Source organism: Lactobacillus apis (assembly GCF_003150935.1).
Lineage (GTDB): Bacteria > Bacillota > Bacilli > Lactobacillales > Lactobacillaceae > Lactobacillus > Lactobacillus apis.
Map to the genome: position 1 here is coordinate 844,598 of NZ_CP029476.1, position 18,493 is coordinate 863,090.

General features: G+C 36.0%; 20 protein-coding genes. 7 read left to right on the top strand and 13 right to left on the bottom strand.

The genetic code is table 11. From position 1 onward, the window contains the following. Nucleotides 1-6: 6 nt before the first annotated feature. Nucleotides 7-804: a Nif3-like dinuclear metal center hexameric protein gene (locus DKL56_RS04090; protein ID WP_109715514.1), complete on the bottom strand. Its 798-nt coding sequence runs from the start codon at nucleotides 802-804 to the stop codon at nucleotides 7-9. Beyond that, nucleotides 797-1,483, bottom strand: coding sequence for a tRNA (adenine(22)-N(1))-methyltransferase (locus tag DKL56_RS04095; protein WP_109716034.1), 687 nt, complete (start codon nucleotides 1,481-1,483; stop codon nucleotides 797-799). The genes DKL56_RS04090 and DKL56_RS04095 overlap by 8 nt, the downstream gene beginning before the upstream one ends. Before the next feature lie 142 nt (nucleotides 1,484-1,625). Here DKL56_RS04095 and DKL56_RS04100 point away from each other — a divergent pair, with 142 nt between their 5' ends. The 3 genes from DKL56_RS04100 (at nucleotide 1,626) to DKL56_RS04110 (ending at nucleotide 3,665) form a co-directional block, all read left to right on the top strand. Continuing rightward, the gene (locus DKL56_RS04100) at nucleotides 1,626-1,940 is read left to right on the top strand and encodes a hypothetical protein (protein ID WP_109715515.1); all 315 of its coding nucleotides are present in this window, start codon (nucleotides 1,626-1,628) and stop codon (nucleotides 1,938-1,940) included. A 66-nt stretch (nucleotides 1,941-2,006) separates the two neighbouring features. After that, nucleotides 2,007-2,447, top strand: coding sequence for an 8-oxo-dGTP diphosphatase (locus tag DKL56_RS04105; protein WP_162542501.1), 441 nt, complete (start codon nucleotides 2,007-2,009; stop codon nucleotides 2,445-2,447). Between the two features lie 12 nt (nucleotides 2,448-2,459). Beyond that, the gene (locus DKL56_RS04110) at nucleotides 2,460-3,665 is read left to right on the top strand and encodes a CPBP family intramembrane glutamic endopeptidase (protein ID WP_109715516.1); all 1,206 of its coding nucleotides are present in this window, start codon (nucleotides 2,460-2,462) and stop codon (nucleotides 3,663-3,665) included. A 70-nt stretch (nucleotides 3,666-3,735) separates the two neighbouring features. Here the strand turns inward: DKL56_RS04110 and rpoD are convergent, their stop codons facing one another. The 10 genes from rpoD to rpsU form a co-directional block, all read right to left on the bottom strand. Continuing rightward, complete coding sequence (gene rpoD / locus DKL56_RS04115) at nucleotides 3,736-4,857, bottom strand: RNA polymerase sigma factor RpoD (protein WP_074425311.1); 1,122 nt, start codon at nucleotides 4,855-4,857, stop codon at nucleotides 3,736-3,738. After that, nucleotides 4,857-6,680 carry a DNA primase gene (dnaG, locus tag DKL56_RS04120; RefSeq protein WP_109715517.1) on the bottom strand — a complete coding sequence of 608 codons (1,824 nt, stop codon included), beginning with the start codon at nucleotides 6,678-6,680 and terminating at the stop codon, nucleotides 4,857-4,859. The genes rpoD and dnaG overlap by 1 nt, the downstream gene beginning before the upstream one ends. Before the next feature lie 21 nt (nucleotides 6,681-6,701). Beyond that, nucleotides 6,702-8,771 carry a glycine--tRNA ligase subunit beta gene (glyS, locus tag DKL56_RS04125; RefSeq protein ID WP_109716036.1) on the bottom strand — a complete coding sequence of 690 codons (2,070 nt, stop codon included), beginning with the start codon at nucleotides 8,769-8,771 and terminating at the stop codon, nucleotides 6,702-6,704. Continuing rightward, entirely contained in the window at nucleotides 8,764-9,681 is a 918-nt protein-coding gene (gene glyQ / locus DKL56_RS04130; RefSeq protein WP_074425307.1) for a glycine--tRNA ligase subunit alpha, read from the bottom strand. The genes glyS and glyQ overlap by 8 nt, the downstream gene beginning before the upstream one ends. Nucleotides 9,682-9,920: 239 nt before the next feature. Beyond that, a complete protein-coding gene (gene recO / locus DKL56_RS04135; RefSeq protein WP_109715518.1) occupies nucleotides 9,921-10,676 on the bottom strand; it encodes a DNA repair protein RecO in 756 nt (251 codons plus the stop codon). A 2-nt stretch (nucleotides 10,677-10,678) separates the two neighbouring features. Then, entirely contained in the window at nucleotides 10,679-11,587 is a 909-nt protein-coding gene (era, locus tag DKL56_RS04140) for a GTPase Era (RefSeq protein ID WP_074425305.1), read from the bottom strand. Continuing rightward, entirely contained in the window at nucleotides 11,587-12,111 is a 525-nt protein-coding gene (gene ybeY / locus DKL56_RS04145; protein ID WP_109716037.1) for an rRNA maturation RNase YbeY, read from the bottom strand. The genes era and ybeY overlap by 1 nt, the downstream gene beginning before the upstream one ends. Beyond that, entirely contained in the window at nucleotides 12,111-13,067 is a 957-nt protein-coding gene (locus DKL56_RS04150) for a PhoH family protein (protein ID WP_109715519.1), read from the bottom strand. The genes ybeY and DKL56_RS04150 overlap by 1 nt, the downstream gene beginning before the upstream one ends. 17 nt (nucleotides 13,068-13,084) lie before the next feature. Further along, nucleotides 13,085-13,528, bottom strand: a complete 444-nt coding sequence (locus DKL56_RS04155; protein WP_046306943.1) for a GatB/YqeY domain-containing protein — start codon at nucleotides 13,526-13,528, stop codon at nucleotides 13,085-13,087. A gap of 133 nt (nucleotides 13,529-13,661) precedes the next feature. Then, the gene (rpsU, locus tag DKL56_RS04160) at nucleotides 13,662-13,838 is read right to left on the bottom strand and encodes a 30S ribosomal protein S21 (RefSeq protein ID WP_046306945.1); all 177 of its coding nucleotides are present in this window, start codon (nucleotides 13,836-13,838) and stop codon (nucleotides 13,662-13,664) included. Between the two features lie 178 nt (nucleotides 13,839-14,016). Here rpsU and DKL56_RS04165 point away from each other — a divergent pair, with 178 nt between their 5' ends. The 3 genes from DKL56_RS04165 to DKL56_RS04175 all read left to right on the top strand — a co-directional run bounded on the left by DKL56_RS04165 (nucleotide 14,017) and on the right by DKL56_RS04175 (nucleotide 16,617). After that, on the top strand, nucleotides 14,017-14,844 hold the full coding sequence (locus tag DKL56_RS04165; protein WP_046306951.1) for a pyruvate, water dikinase regulatory protein: 828 nt from the start codon (nucleotides 14,017-14,019) through the stop codon (nucleotides 14,842-14,844). 120 nt (nucleotides 14,845-14,964) lie between these two features. Beyond that, nucleotides 14,965-15,510 (top strand): peptide-methionine (S)-S-oxide reductase MsrA, encoded by a 546-nt coding sequence (gene msrA / locus DKL56_RS04170; protein ID WP_074425303.1) that lies wholly within the window; start codon nucleotides 14,965-14,967, stop codon nucleotides 15,508-15,510. A 228-nt stretch (nucleotides 15,511-15,738) separates the two neighbouring features. Continuing rightward, nucleotides 15,739-16,617, top strand: coding sequence for a YitT family protein (locus DKL56_RS04175; protein WP_074425302.1), 879 nt, complete (start codon nucleotides 15,739-15,741; stop codon nucleotides 16,615-16,617). Nucleotides 16,618-16,665: 48 nt separating this feature from the next. Here the strand turns inward: DKL56_RS04175 and msrB are convergent, their stop codons facing one another. Continuing rightward, nucleotides 16,666-17,097: a peptide-methionine (R)-S-oxide reductase MsrB gene (gene msrB, locus DKL56_RS04180; RefSeq protein WP_074425301.1), complete on the bottom strand. Its 432-nt coding sequence runs from the start codon at nucleotides 17,095-17,097 to the stop codon at nucleotides 16,666-16,668. A gap of 147 nt (nucleotides 17,098-17,244) precedes the next feature. Here msrB and DKL56_RS04185 point away from each other — a divergent pair, with 147 nt between their 5' ends. Next, nucleotides 17,245-18,441: an aminotransferase class I/II-fold pyridoxal phosphate-dependent enzyme gene (locus DKL56_RS04185; protein WP_109715520.1), complete on the top strand. Its 1,197-nt coding sequence runs from the start codon at nucleotides 17,245-17,247 to the stop codon at nucleotides 18,439-18,441. Nucleotides 18,442-18,493 lie beyond the last annotated feature (52 nt).

Below are 18,493 nucleotides of genomic sequence, written 5' to 3' on the forward strand. Positions count from 1 at the left end.
CTCTATTTAAACTAAATCTTGGAATGGGTTAGTTGAAACGTGTGACTTAATGATATTAACATTCCAATTATTTTCTTCATTCCATTTAATTAACTTTTCATATATTTTATCCTTAAATAATTTTTCTGTATAGTGCCCAGGATCAATTACTGTTATTCCTGAAGAAATCATATCGTGACCAGTATGATAATAAACGTCTCCGGTTATAAAGGCATCTATCTTTTCATTAACCGCTTGGTGCCAGTACTTACCCCCATCTCCGCAAATAAGTGAAACAGTTGAAATTTGTTGCTGGTTATCAGCAGTAATCAATCTAACCATTTTGATATTCATTTTCTCTTTTACATAATATGCAAAATCAATTGCAGAGAGCGGTTCAGGCAGCTTGCCTTTTCGTCCAATAGCAATGCCGTCACTATCTAGACAAAAAGGCTGTACATCAGTCAAACCTAATTCTTCTGCCTGCCAATCGCTAGACCCATCTTGAGCTTTATCAGAATTAGTATGAATTGAATAGACAGTAATGCCGTTAGCAATTATTTTGCCATACATTTCATTTTGTGGGTCAGCAAAGTTTAAGTTAGGTGCAGGCCTAAACATTAAAGGATGATGGCTGATAATTAGATCAACATGCTCTTTTATTGCTTCTTCAACAACTTGTGGTCGAACATCTAATGTGGTCATAACCTTGGTAACTGGTTGCTCTAAAGAACCAATTTGAATGCCAACGGGATCACCAGCACTTGCAATTTTTTCAGGAAAAAAATCGCTTAAAACTTTCACTAGGTTTTTAACTTTAGTCATTTAATTCTCCTTTGATCATTTCAATCTGTTCTTGAACCTGTTTGATATGGGATATATCTTTGCTTTTTGCCTTATTTAAATTGACTAACAAATTTTGTTGGTACTTTAGCTGCCCCATCCATTTACTAGTAAAAATCTGATTTTTAGTCTTAATTAAGATTGGACCAAAATATAATTCTTTTTCAGTTAATGGAATATTTGATTCAGTTTTTTTAGCCTTAATCAGTTCATATATATGACCGGCTTCAGCCACAATTTGTTCATCGACAATCTGATAGCTGTGCTGCATCAACCATTTACGAACACCATATTCTCCAACATTTGGTTCAAGAATTAAGGTGTCGAAACTCATTTTTTTGTTAACTAAGGCATCATTTAAAATCTGACTCATCAAGTTGCCGCCCATGCCAGCAATCACTACAGTATCAATGTTGTCTTTGGTTGAGATGGTTTCGAGTCCAGCGCCTAGACGAGTTTCTATTTTTCCTTCTAAGCCAGCCTCTTTAATATCCTGTTTTGCATTATCAAGCGGTCCTTTTCCAATATCACTAGCAATTGCAAAATTGACCTTGCCTGATTTGACCAATTCAATTGGTAAATATGCGTGATCTGTACCAATATCTGCAATTCGCGCGTCTTGATCCACCATGGTTGCGAGTTTGTTTAAACGTAAATTCACTTTTCGACCTACTTTCCATGTATAAAATTTTAGCATACACTTACCGCTCTTTGTTCAAAATAGTTAGAAACCGCTGTATTTTTCACTGATAAAAGATTTATAATAAAAATATCGTAATTTTGTAATGAGAGGACTTTTTTTAATGAATAAATCAGAGACTCATAAACTCAAGCCCTTTATTCGAGATCAGCTAAATAGAGAACTAATTCAGCCGGTAATGCCAACTTCGGTTAACGTGGCTGTACCTCCAGAAATTCTACAGCCTGATTTGTTCAGAAATAATCTGCAGAGCACTGATAACGGAGCGGATTTAAGGGCAATTTGGACTAATGTTCCTTTGAAAAAATCTGACCTGTCCACATCCAATACTGTAAAAGGAAAGATTATCAGTGACAGCAACAGCCAAACAATTAATATCAATGGTAAAAACTTTCCATTTCATCCTTTTGGGAAGTAGCTTTAAAGAACACAAAGTTAAATAGTTTTAAGTTAAATAGTTTTAAAAAGATGGGGGATTTTAAATTTGGATCGAACAGAACCAGTTACTTTAACAAATATGTGTATGATTAAAAAAGGTGAACAAATTTTAGTCATTGATCGAAATGATCCCTCCTGGCCGGGTTTAACTTTTCCGGGTGGACATGTTGAAGCACATGAGTCTTTTTATGATTCTGTTGTTCGTGAGGTTAAAGAAGAAACCAATCTCGACATTAAAAATCCACGTCTTAGTGGTATTAAGCAATTTTTCGATGAAAATGATCATCGTTATTTAGTTTTTTTCTATATTGCTACAGAGTTTACAGGCACTGTAAAAGCTTCTCATGAAGGAAACCTAGTTTGGATGACGAAAGAAGAACTGTTAAATCATCAATTGGCCTATAATTTTGATCGTGACTTACTTGTATACTTTAACGACGATATTGATGAGCATATCTTGGATGATAGTCGAGATGAATTATTTTAAGGAGAATTTGAAATGCCTTCTGAACAAGCAATTAAGCGTTGGCACCTAGGACAAATAATAGTTCAAGAAATTTTGATCATTGTGGCGTTTGTGCTATTTTTTAAAATCAAGCCCCTGACCAAAAGTAAAAATGAGGCAGTGGTAGTTCTATCAGTTTTGTTCATACTGGTATCTCTACAACTAACTCTTCTGTGCGAAAAACATCCTACGAGAAAAATAGTCCAATTTAATCATTATTTTCAAGCCGTTAATATCCAAATATGTTTTTTAGTACTCCTCGCAATCGGAGCAGATTTTATCAAAGTTTTTAATACTAAGAACCTTATCTGGCTGATAATTCCACTTACTCTGTATGAACTAGTTCTGCTGGTTCCTATGGCAGAACTTTCCTGGGGAAAAATAAGCAGTGTAATTGGGCAAATCATAACTTTATTATTATTCTCAGGTCTGATACTTGCTATACCGGGAACGTTGACTATGAACAGCTCCCCTTCTTTGCTACAAATGCTTAATAAAACTGAAGTTACTGGGGCAATTTGTTTTGTAATCACTTCAGTGGTTGTCATGAATAAATGGGGCTATCAAGCTCCTGGCTTGGGATTGAGTTCAAGAGCTAAATATGCAGTTCTAGCGTTTATATCTTTATTTATTTTTGCTGACTGCGTGTTTAATGCTTTTAATGAAGCAGATAACTGGAGGCAACTGCTCACGAGCTGGAATTTTCAGATTACTACAAAACATATGATAAAGCTCGTTTGCAGAGGCATAGAAGCCGGTATAGCTGAAGAATGGTTGATGCGTTTTTGTATTTTAAGCATTTTACTCAGAACTTTTAAAAATGCGCAACATCAAATCTCATGGGCGGTTGTATTAGACGGTTTGATTTTTGGAGCACTCCATATTGTTAACCTAATAGATCAGCCCCTACTGGCTACAATTTTACAAATGATTGATGCAAGTATAGCTGGTATTGCTTTTGCAGCAATTTATCTTTATACTGGATCTTTTTTTATAAATATAGGCTACCATGCAGTTTTTGATATCCTAGTTTTCTTGGCTTCAGGTACTACTGTCATGACTAACCCCACTGATTTTGAATGGCAGTATTTAATCTTAACAACCTTAGTTTATCTAGCTTTTTCAGTTTTCTTATTATCAGGTAAACGCAAAAGTGTTATTGAATACAACATGAAGCAATGGGGATTAGCTGATAGCTGATACTTATGGAGTATAAGGTTATAATAAAAAAGACAAGATTTCAAAAAAACTTGTCTTTTTGTTTAGCTATTTAATCTAAGAAATCACGCAACTGATTTGAACGACTCGGATGACGCAACTTACGTAGTGCTTTTGCTTCAATTTGCCTGATTCGTTCTCTTGTGACGCCAAAAACTTTACCAACTTCTTCAAGCGTTCTTGTCCGACCATCATCAAGACCAAAACGCAAGCGTAGAACATTTTCTTCACGATCTGTTAAAGTATCAAGTACCTCTTCTAGCTGCTCCTTGAGCATCTCATATGAAGCATGTTGTTCAGGACTAGTTGCATCTTTATCTTTAATAAAGTCACCTAAATGGGAATCATCTTCTTCACCAATTGGTGTTTCCAAAGAAACAGGTTCTTGAGCAATTTTTAGGATGTCGCGCACTTTAGAAGTTGGCATATCCATTTCAGCACCAATTTCTTCTGGAGTTGGCTCACGACCTAAGTCTTGCAACAATTGTCTTTGAATTCTAATCAGCTTATTGATTGTTTCAACCATGTGAACTGGAATTCTAATTGTTCGAGCCTGATCAGCAATTGCACGAGTAATGGCTTGACGAATCCACCAAGTAGCATAAGTCGAAAACTTAAAGCCAAGACTGTAATCAAACTTGTCAACGGCTTTCATTAGACCCATGTTTCCTTCTTGAATTAAGTCAAGGAATGACATACCACGACCAACATAGCGTTTTGCAATTGAGACAACTAAACGTAAGTTAGCCTCAGCTAATTCTTGCTTAGCCTCTTCGTCGCCTTTTTCAATTCGCTTTGCAAGAGCAATTTCCTGATCTGCGTTAAGAAGTGGAACACGTCCAATTTCCTTCAAGTACATTCTTACTGGATCGTTCATCCTGACGCTTGAAGGGGCTGACATATCTTTTAGTTCAGCCTTTTCAACATCTTTTTGCTTCTTCAAAGCTAGTTTGGATGGATCACCATTTTCATCAACTATACTGATGCCGTTATCTTCAAACTCTTGAACTAATTGATCGACTGCTTTTCCCTCTAAATCATAGGGCTTAACCAAACGATTAACAAATTCAGTTTCAGTAATTGATTTATCTTTCTTAACCGCTTTAACAACCTCTTGTACTACTTTATCTAAAGATGGTTGTTCTTTTTCGCTAGTGCTTTTCTTTTCTGTCACTATAAAGCCCCCCTCTGCCCTTGAATTCTCTTTAACTGTAAAATTTGTTGCGTAATAGACATTATTTTGTCCGTATCCATAGTTCTCTTTGCATCTTGAAGTTCATTCATCAACTTATTCAGTTGTTTGTCAACTTGACGCATTTCTAAAGCATAGATTTGTTCACAAATCTCACGGTCTGAAAAATCCTGCGGCATATCTGCCATTTCGGCATTAACTATTATACCTTGAAGTTGTTCAGGAATAAAATTTAAAAAACTATTTACTGTCGGTTTTTCATGAGTTTCGCTGAAATTTAACCATAATTCCGCTAATTTTTGATAATCGGAATCAGGAAATAAGAACTTGTTCTGTAAAAGATAATCGCGAGCATGCTCCGAATGAATGAATAAGTACAATAGCCTTGTTTGGACTGGATCATTCTTAATAGCAATATCTTGATGATACTCTGGTGCTGGACCTTCATCTTGTTGAAATTCTGTTTCATTTGGAATTTGTCCGCCTGTATGTTGCTTAGCAGTATTAAATTGACGACGATATTTTAGCAAATTCACTTTTAATGAATCTTTAGAAACATTTTGCTGCTGAGCAATTCTATCCAGATATAAATCTTGTTCAACTGGATTTGAGAGCTGTGCAATTTCTTGCATAGCTTCGTCAAGATATGCAAGCTTCTGGCGATCATTATCTAAGTTATATTTCTTAGCAAGTCGCTTTAAGAAAAAGTCAGTCGGTGTTAATGCGCCTTTGATCTGTTCTTGATATTTCTCAACGCCATATTTTTGAACATATTCATCAGGATCAAGTTTTTCTGGTAGGACAACGACACCCAAGTCAAAACCTCCAGCTTTATTAAACAGTTTAACTGCCCGTTCTTCCGCATGCACTCCTGGATCATCACCATCATAATTAATAATGATGTTCTTAGTGATTCGTTTCAACATGTAAACTTGTTGGTCAGTTAAGCTTGTACCCATTGACGCAATACCTGACTTTACCCCAGCTTTATAAGCTGCAATTACGTCCATGTATCCTTCATACAAAACTAAATGATTTTCAGATCTAGCCGCCTTTTTCGCCTCAGAAAAATGAAATAAGACTTGTGATTTCTCAAAAACTTTAGTTTCGGGGCTATTGATATACTTTGCCTCAGTTTTATCCGTTGATAGTCGCCTACCTGAAAAGCCTACTGCATAGTCGCCCTCATTTGTAAGAGTAAACATTAATCGATCTCTAAAGCGATCGAACATCTCACCACTCTTAGACTGAACAAATAAACCGCTTGCTAATAAATCTTCATCGCGATAGTCCTTACCACGTAAATACGTTAAGAGAAGATTATTCTGTTTCGGTGCGTACCCGATACGAAAGTGATTTAGAATCTCATCACTCAAATCTCTTTCACGTGCATATTCAAGCCCACGTTTACCAGCATTAGTTGAAACTAAAACCCGATGATAAAAATCAGCAGCTTCCTCATTTATTTTAATTAAAATATTAGAATATTTTGGCTTTTGTTGACCATATTCACCAATTTCAATATGTGCAAAATCAGCAACCTTTTGCACGCTTTCCGGAAAAGTTAAATTTTCTTTTTCCATTAAGAAGGTAAAAACGTTGCCGCCTTTGCCACAACCAAAGCACTTGAAGAATTGTTTTCCTTCATTGACTGTAAAGGAAGGTGTTTTTTCTTCGTGGAATGGGCAAAGACCAATATAATCTTTCCCCTTTTTTTCTAGTGAAACGTATTGACTGATGACATTAACAATATTGACGTTCTCACGTACCTTGCTAATCGTCTCTTCAGGTATCAATCCAGCCATCTTTTCACCTACTTTGATAAATTATTTAATGACTAACTTACTTAAGTCACCTAAATGTTCAGCAAGTTGTGCCACTGCACCTAATTGATTTAATCGGTTATTCTTAATCGCTTCATCCTTATCCAAAATCATATTGTTTTCAAAGTAGAAATTGATAATCGGTTGCAATTTAACAAAACCATCATAAAGCTGCGTTAAATCAGTTAAGTCTTGCAAATTGTTCACGCCAGAGTAAAGTTCTTTTTCACTCTCGTTAACAAACAAGTCTGGATTAACGACATTATTTCCTTTATGCTTAGCCTTTTTCAAAATATTATTGATTCTAATTAGACTTTCAACAACAGGTCTAAACTGCTCATCATCATGATGTAACTGCAAGACATTAGCCGCTGCCAAAATTTGAATTGGATCCTGTTGACTTGATGCAAGTACTGCATCGATAATGTCATATTTGTAGTTGTTTTTAGTCAGATACTGGTTAATCCGGTCACGGATAAAGGATGCAATTTCTGCTTCTTTTTCATCCGACTTAGGTAATTTAGCCGGTGTTTTTCCGTTCAATGCAGAAACAAGTTCAGGCAAAACTTTGTTGAAAGCTAATGACCACTTTTGATTAATTAAAATACGTACAATTCCATAGGCGTAACGACGTAATGCGTAAGGATCATTAGATGAAGTTGGAATCATATCTACAGCAAAGAAAGTGATGATTGTATCAAGTTTGTCAGCAACTGAAAGTAATGAACCTACTACAGTTTGTGGCAACTCACCTTCCGAAGTGGTTGGCATGTAATGTTCTTTGATTGCAACCGCAACATCATCTTTTTCACCGGCAAGTTTTGCATAGTGCATACCCATTACACCTTGTAATTCAGCAAATTCACCAACCATTTGGGTTACAAGATCAAATTTATACAATTCACTAGCACGATCAAAGTCCTTGATAGTTTGTTCATCAAGATTCCATTGTTTTGCGAGGTAGTCACCAATTATACGTACACGTTCCATTTTTTCAGACATAGAACCAATTTTGTCATGGAAAGAAACATTCTTAAGCTTGTCAACAAAATGACTAAGAGGATATTTACGGTCTTCATCGTAGAAAAATTGTGCGTCATCTAATCTAGCAACTAAAACTTTTTCGTTCCCAGAAATAACATTCTCTAAGTAATCCTTATTTCCATTTCGTACAGAAATAAAATGATTAATTAATTGGTTATCTTGATTATAAACTTCAAAGTAACGTTGGTTATCTTTCATTGAAGTAATTAATACTTCTTGAGGCATTTCAAGATACTTTTTATCAAAGGAGCCAGCAAAGACAGTTGGATATTCAACCAAATTGGTTACTTCTTCAAGTAAGTTAGCATCCATCTTGATTTTCCAATTGTTTTGTTTAACTAGCTCATTCATTTGATCAACTATCATTTCTTTACGCTTTTTAGCGTCAGCAATGACAAATTGATCTCTTAAAGCATCTTCATAATCATCGGCATTGGCTAAAACAACTGAATCACCTAAAAAGCGGTGACCTTCAGTCTTTCGACCTGCAGTGATATCAAGAATTTGAACAGGAACGACCTCATTGCCAAGCAAAGAAACCAACCAGTGAATTGGTCGAACAAATTCAAAGTCATTTGAACCGCCCCAACGCATTTTAGTTGGGAAAGTCATTGCCTTAATAATGTCACTCATACCTAAAAGAATGTCAGTAGCTTTCTTACCTTCTTTTTGGACGTGGACATATGCATATTCTGTCCCTTTTAGTTCTTCAAAGTAAATATCATCAGTAGTCATATTTTGACCACGAACGAAACCTTGAGCTGCCTTGGTCCAATTTTTATCTTGATCCAAAGCAATTTTCTTAGCAGGTCCCTTTTTTATTTCATCAATATCTTCTTGCTTTTCAGCCAAATCCTCAACCAAAATAGTTAATCGACGTGGTGTAGAAAAAGTTTTGATATCCTTAAACTTTAAGCCATTTTCTTTCAAGAACTTTTTAGTTCTGTCAGCAAGTTGTTTAACGCTTTTTGCAACAACATGTGCTGGCATTTCTTCTGTTCCAATTTCAAATAAATAGTCTTTAGTCATTTTCAAGCCCCGCTTTCTTGTCTTCTGCGCTTTTCAGTAAAGGGAAGCCTCTTTTTTCTCGTTCTTCAACAAAGCATACAGCCACTTCATGGGCCATATTTCTAATTCTAGCTAAATATCCTGCACGTTCTGTAACAGAGACTGCTCCCCGAGCGTCTAGCAAATTAAAGGTATGTGAGCACTTCAAAATATAATCGTAAGCTGGTTGAACTAGATTTAACTTGATTAGTTCTTTTGCTGTTCTTTCGTATACGTCAAAGAACTTCAACAAGTCATCTTGATTAGATTCTTCAAAAGCGTATTTAGAGTTTTCGTATTCTGCTTCTTTAAAGATGTCGCGATATAAAACTCCATTTCCCCATTCCAAGTCAAAAACGGAGTTTACATCTTGAATATAAGAAGCAAGTCGTTCAACACCATATGTAATTTCACTCATAGTTGGTTTAACATCAAGTTCACCAACAGTTTGGAAATAAGTAAATTGACTTACTTCCATTCCGTCAAGCCAGACTTCCCAGCCAACACCAGCACAACCCATTGATGGGTTTTCCCAGTTATCTTCAACAAAACGAATATCATGCTCTAATGGATTAATACCCAAAACCTTAAGACTATCTAAATAGTATTGCTGAATTTGGTCAGGAGCAGGTTTAATAACTACCTGGAATTGGTGGTGTTGAAATAAACGGTTAGGATTGTCACCATAGCGTCCATCAGCGGGACGTCTAGAAGGCTCAACATAACATGCGGCCCATGGCTCAGGCCCAACAGCCCTTAAGAAAGTATATGGACTCATGGTACCAGCACCTTTTTCAACATCGTAAGATGGCATTACCATACATCCCTTAGAAGACCAAAACTCTTCTAATTTAAAAATCATGTCTTGAATTGTTATTTTTTTCTGTGCCATTTTTCTTCCTCCCTGCATCAGGCCATAAAAAAAGCCTATGCAACACTGCATAGGGACGATTTATCGCGGTTCCACCCTAATTCAGGGATATTTCCCTGCTCTTAATTAGTTTGACTAGAGGTGCCGTTTCCCAGATGTCCTTCCACTATCTAACATTCGCTTTGCTGGTACTTTTTTTAATCCTCATCTTCGTCAAAATACAATAGTATTTTACCATAATCATATTTTAATCTAAAGGATTAGGTAAATAAATTAAGCTCATCAAGAAACTTTTTTGTCTTTAAGTTTAAATCAATAGTTTCTTGATATATTCGATCAATTGCTCTTCGTGTAGCTTTTTTTGTATCCTGATTAATTTTTATTGTGCCTAAACGTGAAAATGGTATTAAGCCGATCGTTCTTAGAACTGCAGTTTCTTTTGGCTGCAAATGTAATCGGGTAGTATCAGTATAGAAGTGATTGCTACAAATGATTCCACCCTTAACAATTGAATAATCAAAGTCACCAGTCTCTTTACCACAAATTACACAATGACGCAGTTCAGGTTCAACTCCATAAGCTGCTAAAAGTTGCATTTGGATTGTCTGAGTAATCATTTCAGCATCCTCACCATCATTGATCTTTGTGAGAGCTAGACTTGTTAATTCATAGTACTTACCTAAATCCTGATACTCGACAAAAGCATGGTCAACTAAATCCAAAATAAATGAGGCATAGGCATTTTTGGTTAGATCATTAAAGATGCCGTCAAACTGCTTAACATTTTTATAGGTGCGGAGATTGCTTAGTCCTTGTCCAGAAGAAACAATCACATATGTACCGTAAGAAAAGTTAAGCAGACTCGCACCTAATTTAGACTTAGGCTTAAGTGCACCACGAGCAATCATTGTAATAATCCCGCTATTTTTCGTTATTATTTTAGCTAAAAGGTCTGCCTCATGAAATTTTTGACGTTTAAAGATGATTCCTTGTACTTCTTTTAGCTCTTTACTCATTTTTATGAAAGATCCTTGGAATTATAACCGATTTGCTTCAAAAATCTTGGATCAGAGCGCCAGTTTCGCTGAACTTTTACCCATAGCTTAAGATTAACTTTTTCACCTAGGAGTTCTTCAATTTGTTTGCGAGATTTAATGCCTATCTGTTTTAACATGGCACCACCCTTACCAATAATGATGCCTTTTTGTCCACTTTTTTCAACATAAATTGTTGCTTCAATTTGTAGCTTGTTATTTTCATGTTGATTCATTCGTTCAACCCAAACAGCTGCAGCATGCGGAACTTCTTCAGCAGTCAATTTTAAGATCTGCTCCCGAATCAGTTCAGCAACCATGAAGTACTCTGGGCGATCTGTAATTTGTTCAGGATCATAATAATCTGGTCCTTCAGGCAAATATTCACGCAATACTTCGATTAAGTCAGCAATTCCAATGCCTTGAGTAGCAGATATTGGTAAAAACTCTTTGAATACATCAAGCTTGTGATACTCATCAATTATTGGCAAAAGTTCATTAGGATTAACTTGATCAACCTTGTTGATAAGTAAAAGGATCGGAACATTTACTTTTTTAAGCTGTTCGATAATATACTCATCACCGCGCCCCATTTTTTCTGGTTCCACCATAAACAAGATTAAGTCGACATCTTTTAGGCTTGAAAGACTTGCCTTATCCATATAGTCGTCAAGTTCTAAATGTGGCTTAAAAATTCCTGGTGTATCAACAAAGACAACCTGCATATCGTCTGTAGTATATATACCGGAGATCTTGTTTCTGGTTGTTTGCGGCTTATTAGAAGTAATTGCCACTTTTTGACCAACTAAAAAGTTCATCAAAGTCGATTTGCCAACGTTTGGTCGCCCAACTAGGGCCACAAAACCTGATTTATTTTTTGTTTCTTGAGACATTATTTACCTCTGCCTTCATCCAATTGATCAGGGTATAATGGCAAGCCATAAGTTTCCAAAACTTTGCCCTGAATGCCAAACATTTCTTTTGCTTCCGCTGGATCGATGTGGTCAAAACCATTAAGATGTAAGAAACCATGAACAAGTGTATAGCCAAATTCACGATTCCAGCCCGTGCCATATTCTTCACTATGACGCTTGATTACACTAGGACACATAAAAAGATCACCGATGTCTTCGCGAAATTCAGGATCGTCGCTGAAAATAGCCAAATCCAAATTATCGCCACCATCTTCAATAGCAAATGAAATTACATCAGTTGGGCGATCTTTTCCACGATATTTTTTATTAATTTCTTGACTACGTTCCTCATCAACAAAATTAATACTCATTTCCAAATTGGTGTTTTTGCCAATTTCCTTTTTAGCAAGTAATAAAAGTTTAGAAATCCAATCTTCCCAATTTTCTTTACTATCTTTTAAAAAGCCAACCTCATCGTTATAGGTAATATCGATTGGTGTAATCAATGTTTTTCTTCTTCCTTTTCATACGCACTGATAATTTTAGCAACAACTGGATGTCTTACAACGTCATTAGCTGAGAAATGAATAAACTTAATTTGATTAATATTCTTTAAGATATGTTGCGCATCAATTAAGCCACTACGTTGCCGACCGGGTAAATCGACTTGCGTCATATCACCGTTAACAATCACTTTTGAATTAAAGCCAAGTCTAGTTAGAAACATTTTCATTTGTGCGTCAGTCGTGTTTTGTGCTTCATCTAAAATTACAAAAGCATCATCCAGTGTACGGCCACGCATATAGGCCAAAGGTGCAACTTCTATTACTCCGCGCTCCATTAAATGATCTGTTGTGTTTGTTCCCAAAATTGAGTAGAGAGAATCATAGATTGGATGCAAATACGGGTCAACTTTTTCTTTCAAATCACCAGGCAAAAAGCCAAGTGATTCCCCTGCTTCAACGGCAGGTCTAGTAAGAACAATCTTAGATACTTCACCCTTTTTAAAAGCTGCTACTGCGCAAACAACTGCCAAAAAAGTCTTTCCAGTACCAGCTGGGCCGATACCAAAAACAACGTCATTCTTTTCAATCGCTTCAACATATTGTTTCTGTCCCATATTTTTGATTCTAATCGGTTTACCTTTAGCATCACGAATTAGAATTTGTTTGTAAAGATCAGGGAAATACTCAATTGTGCCTTTTTCAGCCATTTTCATTGCACTAACAACATCTGGAGCACTAATATTAATATTAGCACTAACAATGTTGTCAAGAGCTTTCAAAACAGCCAGCGTCTTTTTAATACTATCGTCATTGCCTTCAATCACGATTTGATTTCCGGTATCAACAATTGTTGCATCGTATCCTTCGCCCAGTATGCTTAAGTTTCTATCATTAACCCCTACAAGTTTTTGAATATTTTCAGCATTTTTAGGAATAAAAGTAGTTTGAGCCAAATAATTGCTCCTTTTCTTTAGTTAAGGTGATTGCGAACTGCGTCAGAAGCTACTTTACCATCAGCTTTACCCTTAATTTTTGGCATGAGCACTTTCATTACTTTGCCAAATTCAGATTTACTTGTTGCACCTGCTTCTTTAATTGATTCAGTAACAAGGTCCTCAAGTTCTTCTTTTGAAAGTTGTTTTGGCATATAGCTTTCAACAACAGCAAGTTCTTTCTTAGTATCTTCAGCTAAATCTTCACGTTTAGCTTTTGTAAAGTCTTCGATTGATTCTTCACGTTGTTTTTTCTCACGGTTGAGAACTGTTAGTTCTTCATCTGGGGTAAGATCATGACCAACCTTAATCTTTTCGTTCATTAAAGCAGACTTAATCATTCTTACGGTATTCAATTTAATCTTATCGCGAGATTTCATTGCTTCTTTCATGTCAGACATTATTTGTTCAGATAAACTCAAAGTAAACTCCCTCTTTCTAAAAAGTATAGCTAAATTATACCAAATTCTATAAGTAATGATTAGCAAATTAGCAATAAAACTAGTATTTGTGGCACAAAAAAACTTCTATCAGCTTGATAGAAGTTTTTGGTTATTAATAATGCTTACGCTTCCGAGCTGCTTCAGATTTCAGCTTTCTGCGGACACTAGGTTTTTCATAAAACTCACGTTTACGGTATTCTTGCAAAGTACCACTTCTTGAAACGGAACGTTTGAAACGACGAAGAGCATCATCAATAGACTCGTTTTCGTGAACGACTGTCTTGGCCATATGTGATCCCTCCTTCCATTTCTTGACGTTACCGCCATACATTTACATCAATTATATCAAACCATCCTCCACGGTCAATACAAAAGAGCAATATTTTTTGCGATTTCTTATTTTTTTCTACTAAATCTGTAAAAGATTTTTATTAAAATGTATAATTAAAATAAAAAAGGAGCAAATAATGGCTGAAAATACACCAAAAAAAGAAGTTAACATAGTAATTATTTCCGATTCTGCGGGAGATACAGCGTTTAATAATGCAGTTGCTGCTGCAGCCCAATTCCCTGATGCAGAAATCAACTATCGTAGATACCCATTTATTATTAGCAAGGAAAAGCTTGAAGAAACATTTAAAGAAATTGAGCAATATCCAAATCTAATTCTCATCTACAGTTTAGTAAAAGACGAAATGCAGATTCCAGTTATTAGGTTTGTACGTGAACATCATATTGAGAGCATCGATATTCTTTCCCCTGCTGTCGAAGCAATCCAAAAGGTTACTGGACTTCGTCCACAAATGAAAGTTGGTGCGCAACATAAAATGAATCAAAAATACTTTGATCGTATTTCTGCGATGGAATTTGCAGTTATGTACGATGATGGTAAAGATCCGAAAGGATTTTTGGAAGCTGACGTTGTGCTATTGGGCGTTTCAAGAACCTCCAAAACCCCACTTTCCCTGTTCTTAGCAAATAAAAATTTGAAAGTTGCTAATCTTCCTTTAGTTCCTGACACTCATATTCCTAAGGAAATATATCAGGTGGATCCAAAGAAAATCATCGGTCTCACAAATGATTTATCTGTTCTAAACGAAATTAGACGTCAACGAATGATTTCTTATGGCTTAAACCCAGATACCACTTATTCAAATACTGATGCGATTAAGGCTGAGCTTGACTCTGCTCAAAAGCTCTACGACAAATTGGGCTGCTTTGTCATCAATGTTGCTCATCGTTCAATAGAAGAAACTGCTGCTTTAATTTTAGACCACTTGGGTATCGAAGACTAATTAATATTGAAGCTATTTTGAATTCTTACCTAAACCGTATTGGTTGCGGACTATTGCTCCTTGAAATACAATTAGTCTAATTATCGATTTAAGTGCTTTTCAAAAAGAAAGTGTGGACATATGACTAACAAACAATCTGATAATCATGGCTTTGATACAGCAATATTTGCTGGTGGTTGCTTTTGGTGTATGGTAAAGCCATTCGACTCCTTACCTGGAATCAAAAAAGTTGTTTCTGGCTATACTGGTGGCCACGTTGCTAATCCAACATATGAGGAAGTTTGCTCTGGAACAACTGGACATACTGAAGCGGTAGAGATTACCTTTGATCCTGAAATTATGCCATATGATCAATTACTACAATACTATTGGCAAGTAACTGATCCTACTGATGCTTCCGGTCAATTTCAAGATCGTGGTGATAATTATCGTCCGGTAATTTTTTATAATTCTCCTGCGCAAAAAGAGGCAGCTGAAAAATCCAAGGCCGATTTACAAAATAGTAATAAATTTTCTGATCCGATTGTCACAAGTATTGAACCGGCTAGTCCCTTTTACCCAGCTGAAGAATATCACCAAGACTTTTATAAAAAAGATCCACTTAGATACCAACTAGAAGAATCCGGTGGTCGTGATGCCTTTATAAAAGAACATTGGCAAGATTAATTTTAAAATCTTAGAAATTGAGATTATTTCAAGTAATAATAGTGTTAGTATAAAGTGCAACGGTTTAGATAAAGTTCAGTGAGCTTAAGCTAAAAGCAATTTTGCATTTATCAAGCAATCAGTCTAAAACCTGGTTGCTTTTTTGTTAAAATTAATTGCTGAAACTGATATTATGACTGAATTGATGTTGCCAGATTATGAAATAAACTATAGAGGACTCAAAATTTAATGGACAAACTAGATACTTTCAATAGGCGTTACAGCCTACTTTCCAAAATCTCCGCTTCTTTTTTCTATTCATTAGCAGTTGCGATTGCCTTAAATTTCTTTTGGCAGCCTGGCCACATGTATTCATCGGGAATTACCGGTTTTGCACAGTTGATTAATACGCTGAGTTCACGTTTTTTACCTTTCACTTTATCAACGTCTGTAATGTACTTTGCGTTAAACTTGCCATTACTTTTAATTGCATGGCTTAAAATAGGTCATAAATTCACCTTGTTTACAATAATCACAGTCATCTTGGGCTCGATTATGATGCGTGTAATTCATCCAATAGATATGCATGTTGACCCATTAGTTTGTGCACTTTTTGGTGGCATGATCAATGGTATGGGAACCGGATTTGCACTAAAGAACGGAATTTCAACTGGTGGATTAGATATTATTGGCATTGTGATTCGGAAAAAAACCGGTGCAAGCTATGGTAAGGTTAGCATTATGATCAATTTGATTATTATTGCTGCGGCGGGCTTTGCTTTTGGTTGGAATCGCGCCTTATATTCTGCTTTGACAATTTTTATCAACGGACGAGTAATAGATGCAATTTATACCCAACATCAAAAATTGCAAGTTACAATTGTCACTGATCAGCCTCAGGCAATTATTGATGGTATTCAGGAAAAGATGCACCGTGGGATCACAATTTTTCATGATGTTGAAGGAGCCTATAGTCATATTGAGAAAAAAGTTTTGATTACAGTCATTGATCGTTACGATATGTACGACGTTTTACAAATCGTTAAGAAAAGTGATCCCTATGCTTTCATGAGTGTCACTGAAGTAGAAAAAGTATATGGTAGCTTTAAGGAACAAGAAATTGTTTAAACTAAAAACTGCACTTCAATAATTGAAATGCAGTTTTTTATTGCCTTTTTAGTCAAAAAGCCTCTTGTATTCACCGTAACCATTTTCTTCAAGTTCATCATATGGAATGAAAGTTAAAGCCGATGAATTAATGCAGTACCTCAAACCACCTTGGTCGACTGGCCCATCATTGAATACGTGTCCTAAATGGGAGTCAGCGTCTGGACTCTTTACTTCTGTACGTTCCATACCTAGCGACTGATCGCGATTGTAAACTAATTTTTTTATTGGCTTTGTAAAACTTGGCCAACCACAGCCAGCATCATATTTATCTTCACTAGAAAACAGAGGTTCTCCGGAAACGACATCAACGTAAATGCCCTTTTGATAGAAATCATCGTACTTGCCCTTAAAAGGATAATCAGTTGCGGCGTGTTGAGTAACTTCAAATTGGTCTTTTGACAGGTTTTTTAGTCTTTCGTTTTTCTTTTCTTGATCCATTTTTTCACCTTCTAAATCAACTATAACAAAGTTTCTTTTAATAACCAGTCATAAAGCTTAATAAATTAATGTTAATTTATACTTTTCCTCGAACGATACTAGGTTATAATTGTATCTGAATAAAAAAATTAAGAAAGGTTCGTTTTTATGCCAACTTTAGCAAAAAGTTTATCCAATACAATTAACAAAAAGATTAATGAAATTCCAAAATCAGAAATTCGTGCCTTCAGCAATAAAATTTCACAGATTCCAGGAATTATTAAACTGACTGTCGGTGAGCCAGATCTTCAAACACCCGAACGCATAAAACGAGCCGCGATTGAAGATATAAAAAGTGATGACTCACACTATGCACCTGAGGCTGGTAAGAAAGAGTATTTAAACGCTGTAAGTAGATATTTGGATGATAGTCTAGGTGTTTACTATAATCCAGATAATGAAATTTGTGCTACTGTCGGAGTTACAGCAGCACTGAATGTTGCATTGATGTCCGTACTTAACCCTGGCGACAAGGTAATTGTTCCAACACCCGTTTGGGGCGTTTATTTTGGAATTATTAAAATGGCTGGTGGTATTCCGGTTGAAGTTGAAACTTCAGAAGATAATTTCATTTTGACGGCTAAGCATTTAAAGCAAGTAATGGAAAATGAGGGCAAAGGTGCTAAGGCAATAGTTATTACTGATCCCTCAAATCCAACTGGTCGAGTATATGATAAAGAAGAACTTGAGCAGTTGGCTAAGGTTATTACAGACTACAATTTGTTTGCACTTAGTGACGAAATATATGCGGAATTAACCTATAACGACAAGAAGCACTATTCACTTTCGCAAATTATTCCAGAACGTACTCTTATACTCTCTGGTTTATCAAAAAGCTTTGCAATGACTGGTTGGAGAATTGGCTATATTGCTGGTCCAGCCGAAATTATGAAGACAGTTGTTAAAGTAAGTTCCTTCTTAATTACTTCTGTAACAGATAACGTACAGATTGCAGCTGCCAAAGCATTAGAAGATGGTGAGCAAGACTATGAAGAAGCACGCGTAATTTACGAAAAGCGTCTTCACATCATTCAAACGGGTCTTGAAAAAAATGGCTTTACAATGGCAACACCTGAAGGTGCTTTCTACATTTTTGCCAAAATTCCTGAACATTTTGGTTCAGATGATGTCGCGTTTGCAACTGATTTGGCAAATAAAGCAAAAGTTGGTGTTGTTCCGGGAAGCTATTTTGGTGAAGGCGGCGAAGGCTATGTTCGTCTCTCCTATGCCTCTTCTGAAGAACATCTGCGAACAGCAGTTGACAGAATTACCAACTATGTGGACGACGTTCTAGATAAAGAATAAACTTATTGTTTGGGTATCTCCTCTTTTTTGAGTTAAAATAAGTGGTGTTATG

What these genes read in the sequence shown, in the direction of transcription:
- DKL56_RS04090 (WP_109715514.1), bottom strand. Translation starts at nt 804, where the DNA reads ATGACTAAAGTTAAAAACCTAGTGAAAGTTTTAAGCGATTTTTTTCCT.
- DKL56_RS04100 (WP_109715515.1), top strand. Translation starts at nt 1,626, where the DNA reads ATGAATAAATCAGAGACTCATAAACTCAAGCCCTTTATTCGAGATCAG.
- DKL56_RS04110 (WP_109715516.1), top strand. Translation starts at nt 2,460, where the DNA reads ATGCCTTCTGAACAAGCAATTAAGCGTTGGCACCTAGGACAAATAATA.
- dnaG (WP_109715517.1), bottom strand. Translation starts at nt 6,680, where the DNA reads ATGGCTGGATTGATACCTGAAGAGACGATTAGCAAGGTACGTGAGAAC.
- glyS (WP_109716036.1), bottom strand. Translation starts at nt 8,771, where the DNA reads ATGACTAAAGACTATTTATTTGAAATTGGAACAGAAGAAATGCCAGCA.
- glyQ (WP_074425307.1), bottom strand. Translation starts at nt 9,681, where the DNA reads ATGGCACAGAAAAAAATAACAATTCAAGACATGATTTTTAAATTAGAA.
- recO (WP_109715518.1), bottom strand. Translation starts at nt 10,676, where the DNA reads ATGAGTAAAGAGCTAAAAGAAGTACAAGGAATCATCTTTAAACGTCAA.
- era (WP_074425305.1), bottom strand. Translation starts at nt 11,587, where the DNA reads ATGTCTCAAGAAACAAAAAATAAATCAGGTTTTGTGGCCCTAGTTGGG.
- rpsU (WP_046306945.1), bottom strand. Translation starts at nt 13,838, where the DNA reads ATGGCCAAGACAGTCGTTCACGAAAACGAGTCTATTGATGATGCTCTT.
- DKL56_RS04165 (WP_046306951.1), top strand. Translation starts at nt 14,017, where the DNA reads ATGGCTGAAAATACACCAAAAAAAGAAGTTAACATAGTAATTATTTCC.
- msrA (WP_074425303.1), top strand. Translation starts at nt 14,965, where the DNA reads ATGACTAACAAACAATCTGATAATCATGGCTTTGATACAGCAATATTT.
- DKL56_RS04175 (WP_074425302.1), top strand. Translation starts at nt 15,739, where the DNA reads ATGGACAAACTAGATACTTTCAATAGGCGTTACAGCCTACTTTCCAAA.
- msrB (WP_074425301.1), bottom strand. Translation starts at nt 17,097, where the DNA reads ATGGATCAAGAAAAGAAAAACGAAAGACTAAAAAACCTGTCAAAAGAC.
- DKL56_RS04185 (WP_109715520.1), top strand. Translation starts at nt 17,245, where the DNA reads ATGCCAACTTTAGCAAAAAGTTTATCCAATACAATTAACAAAAAGATT.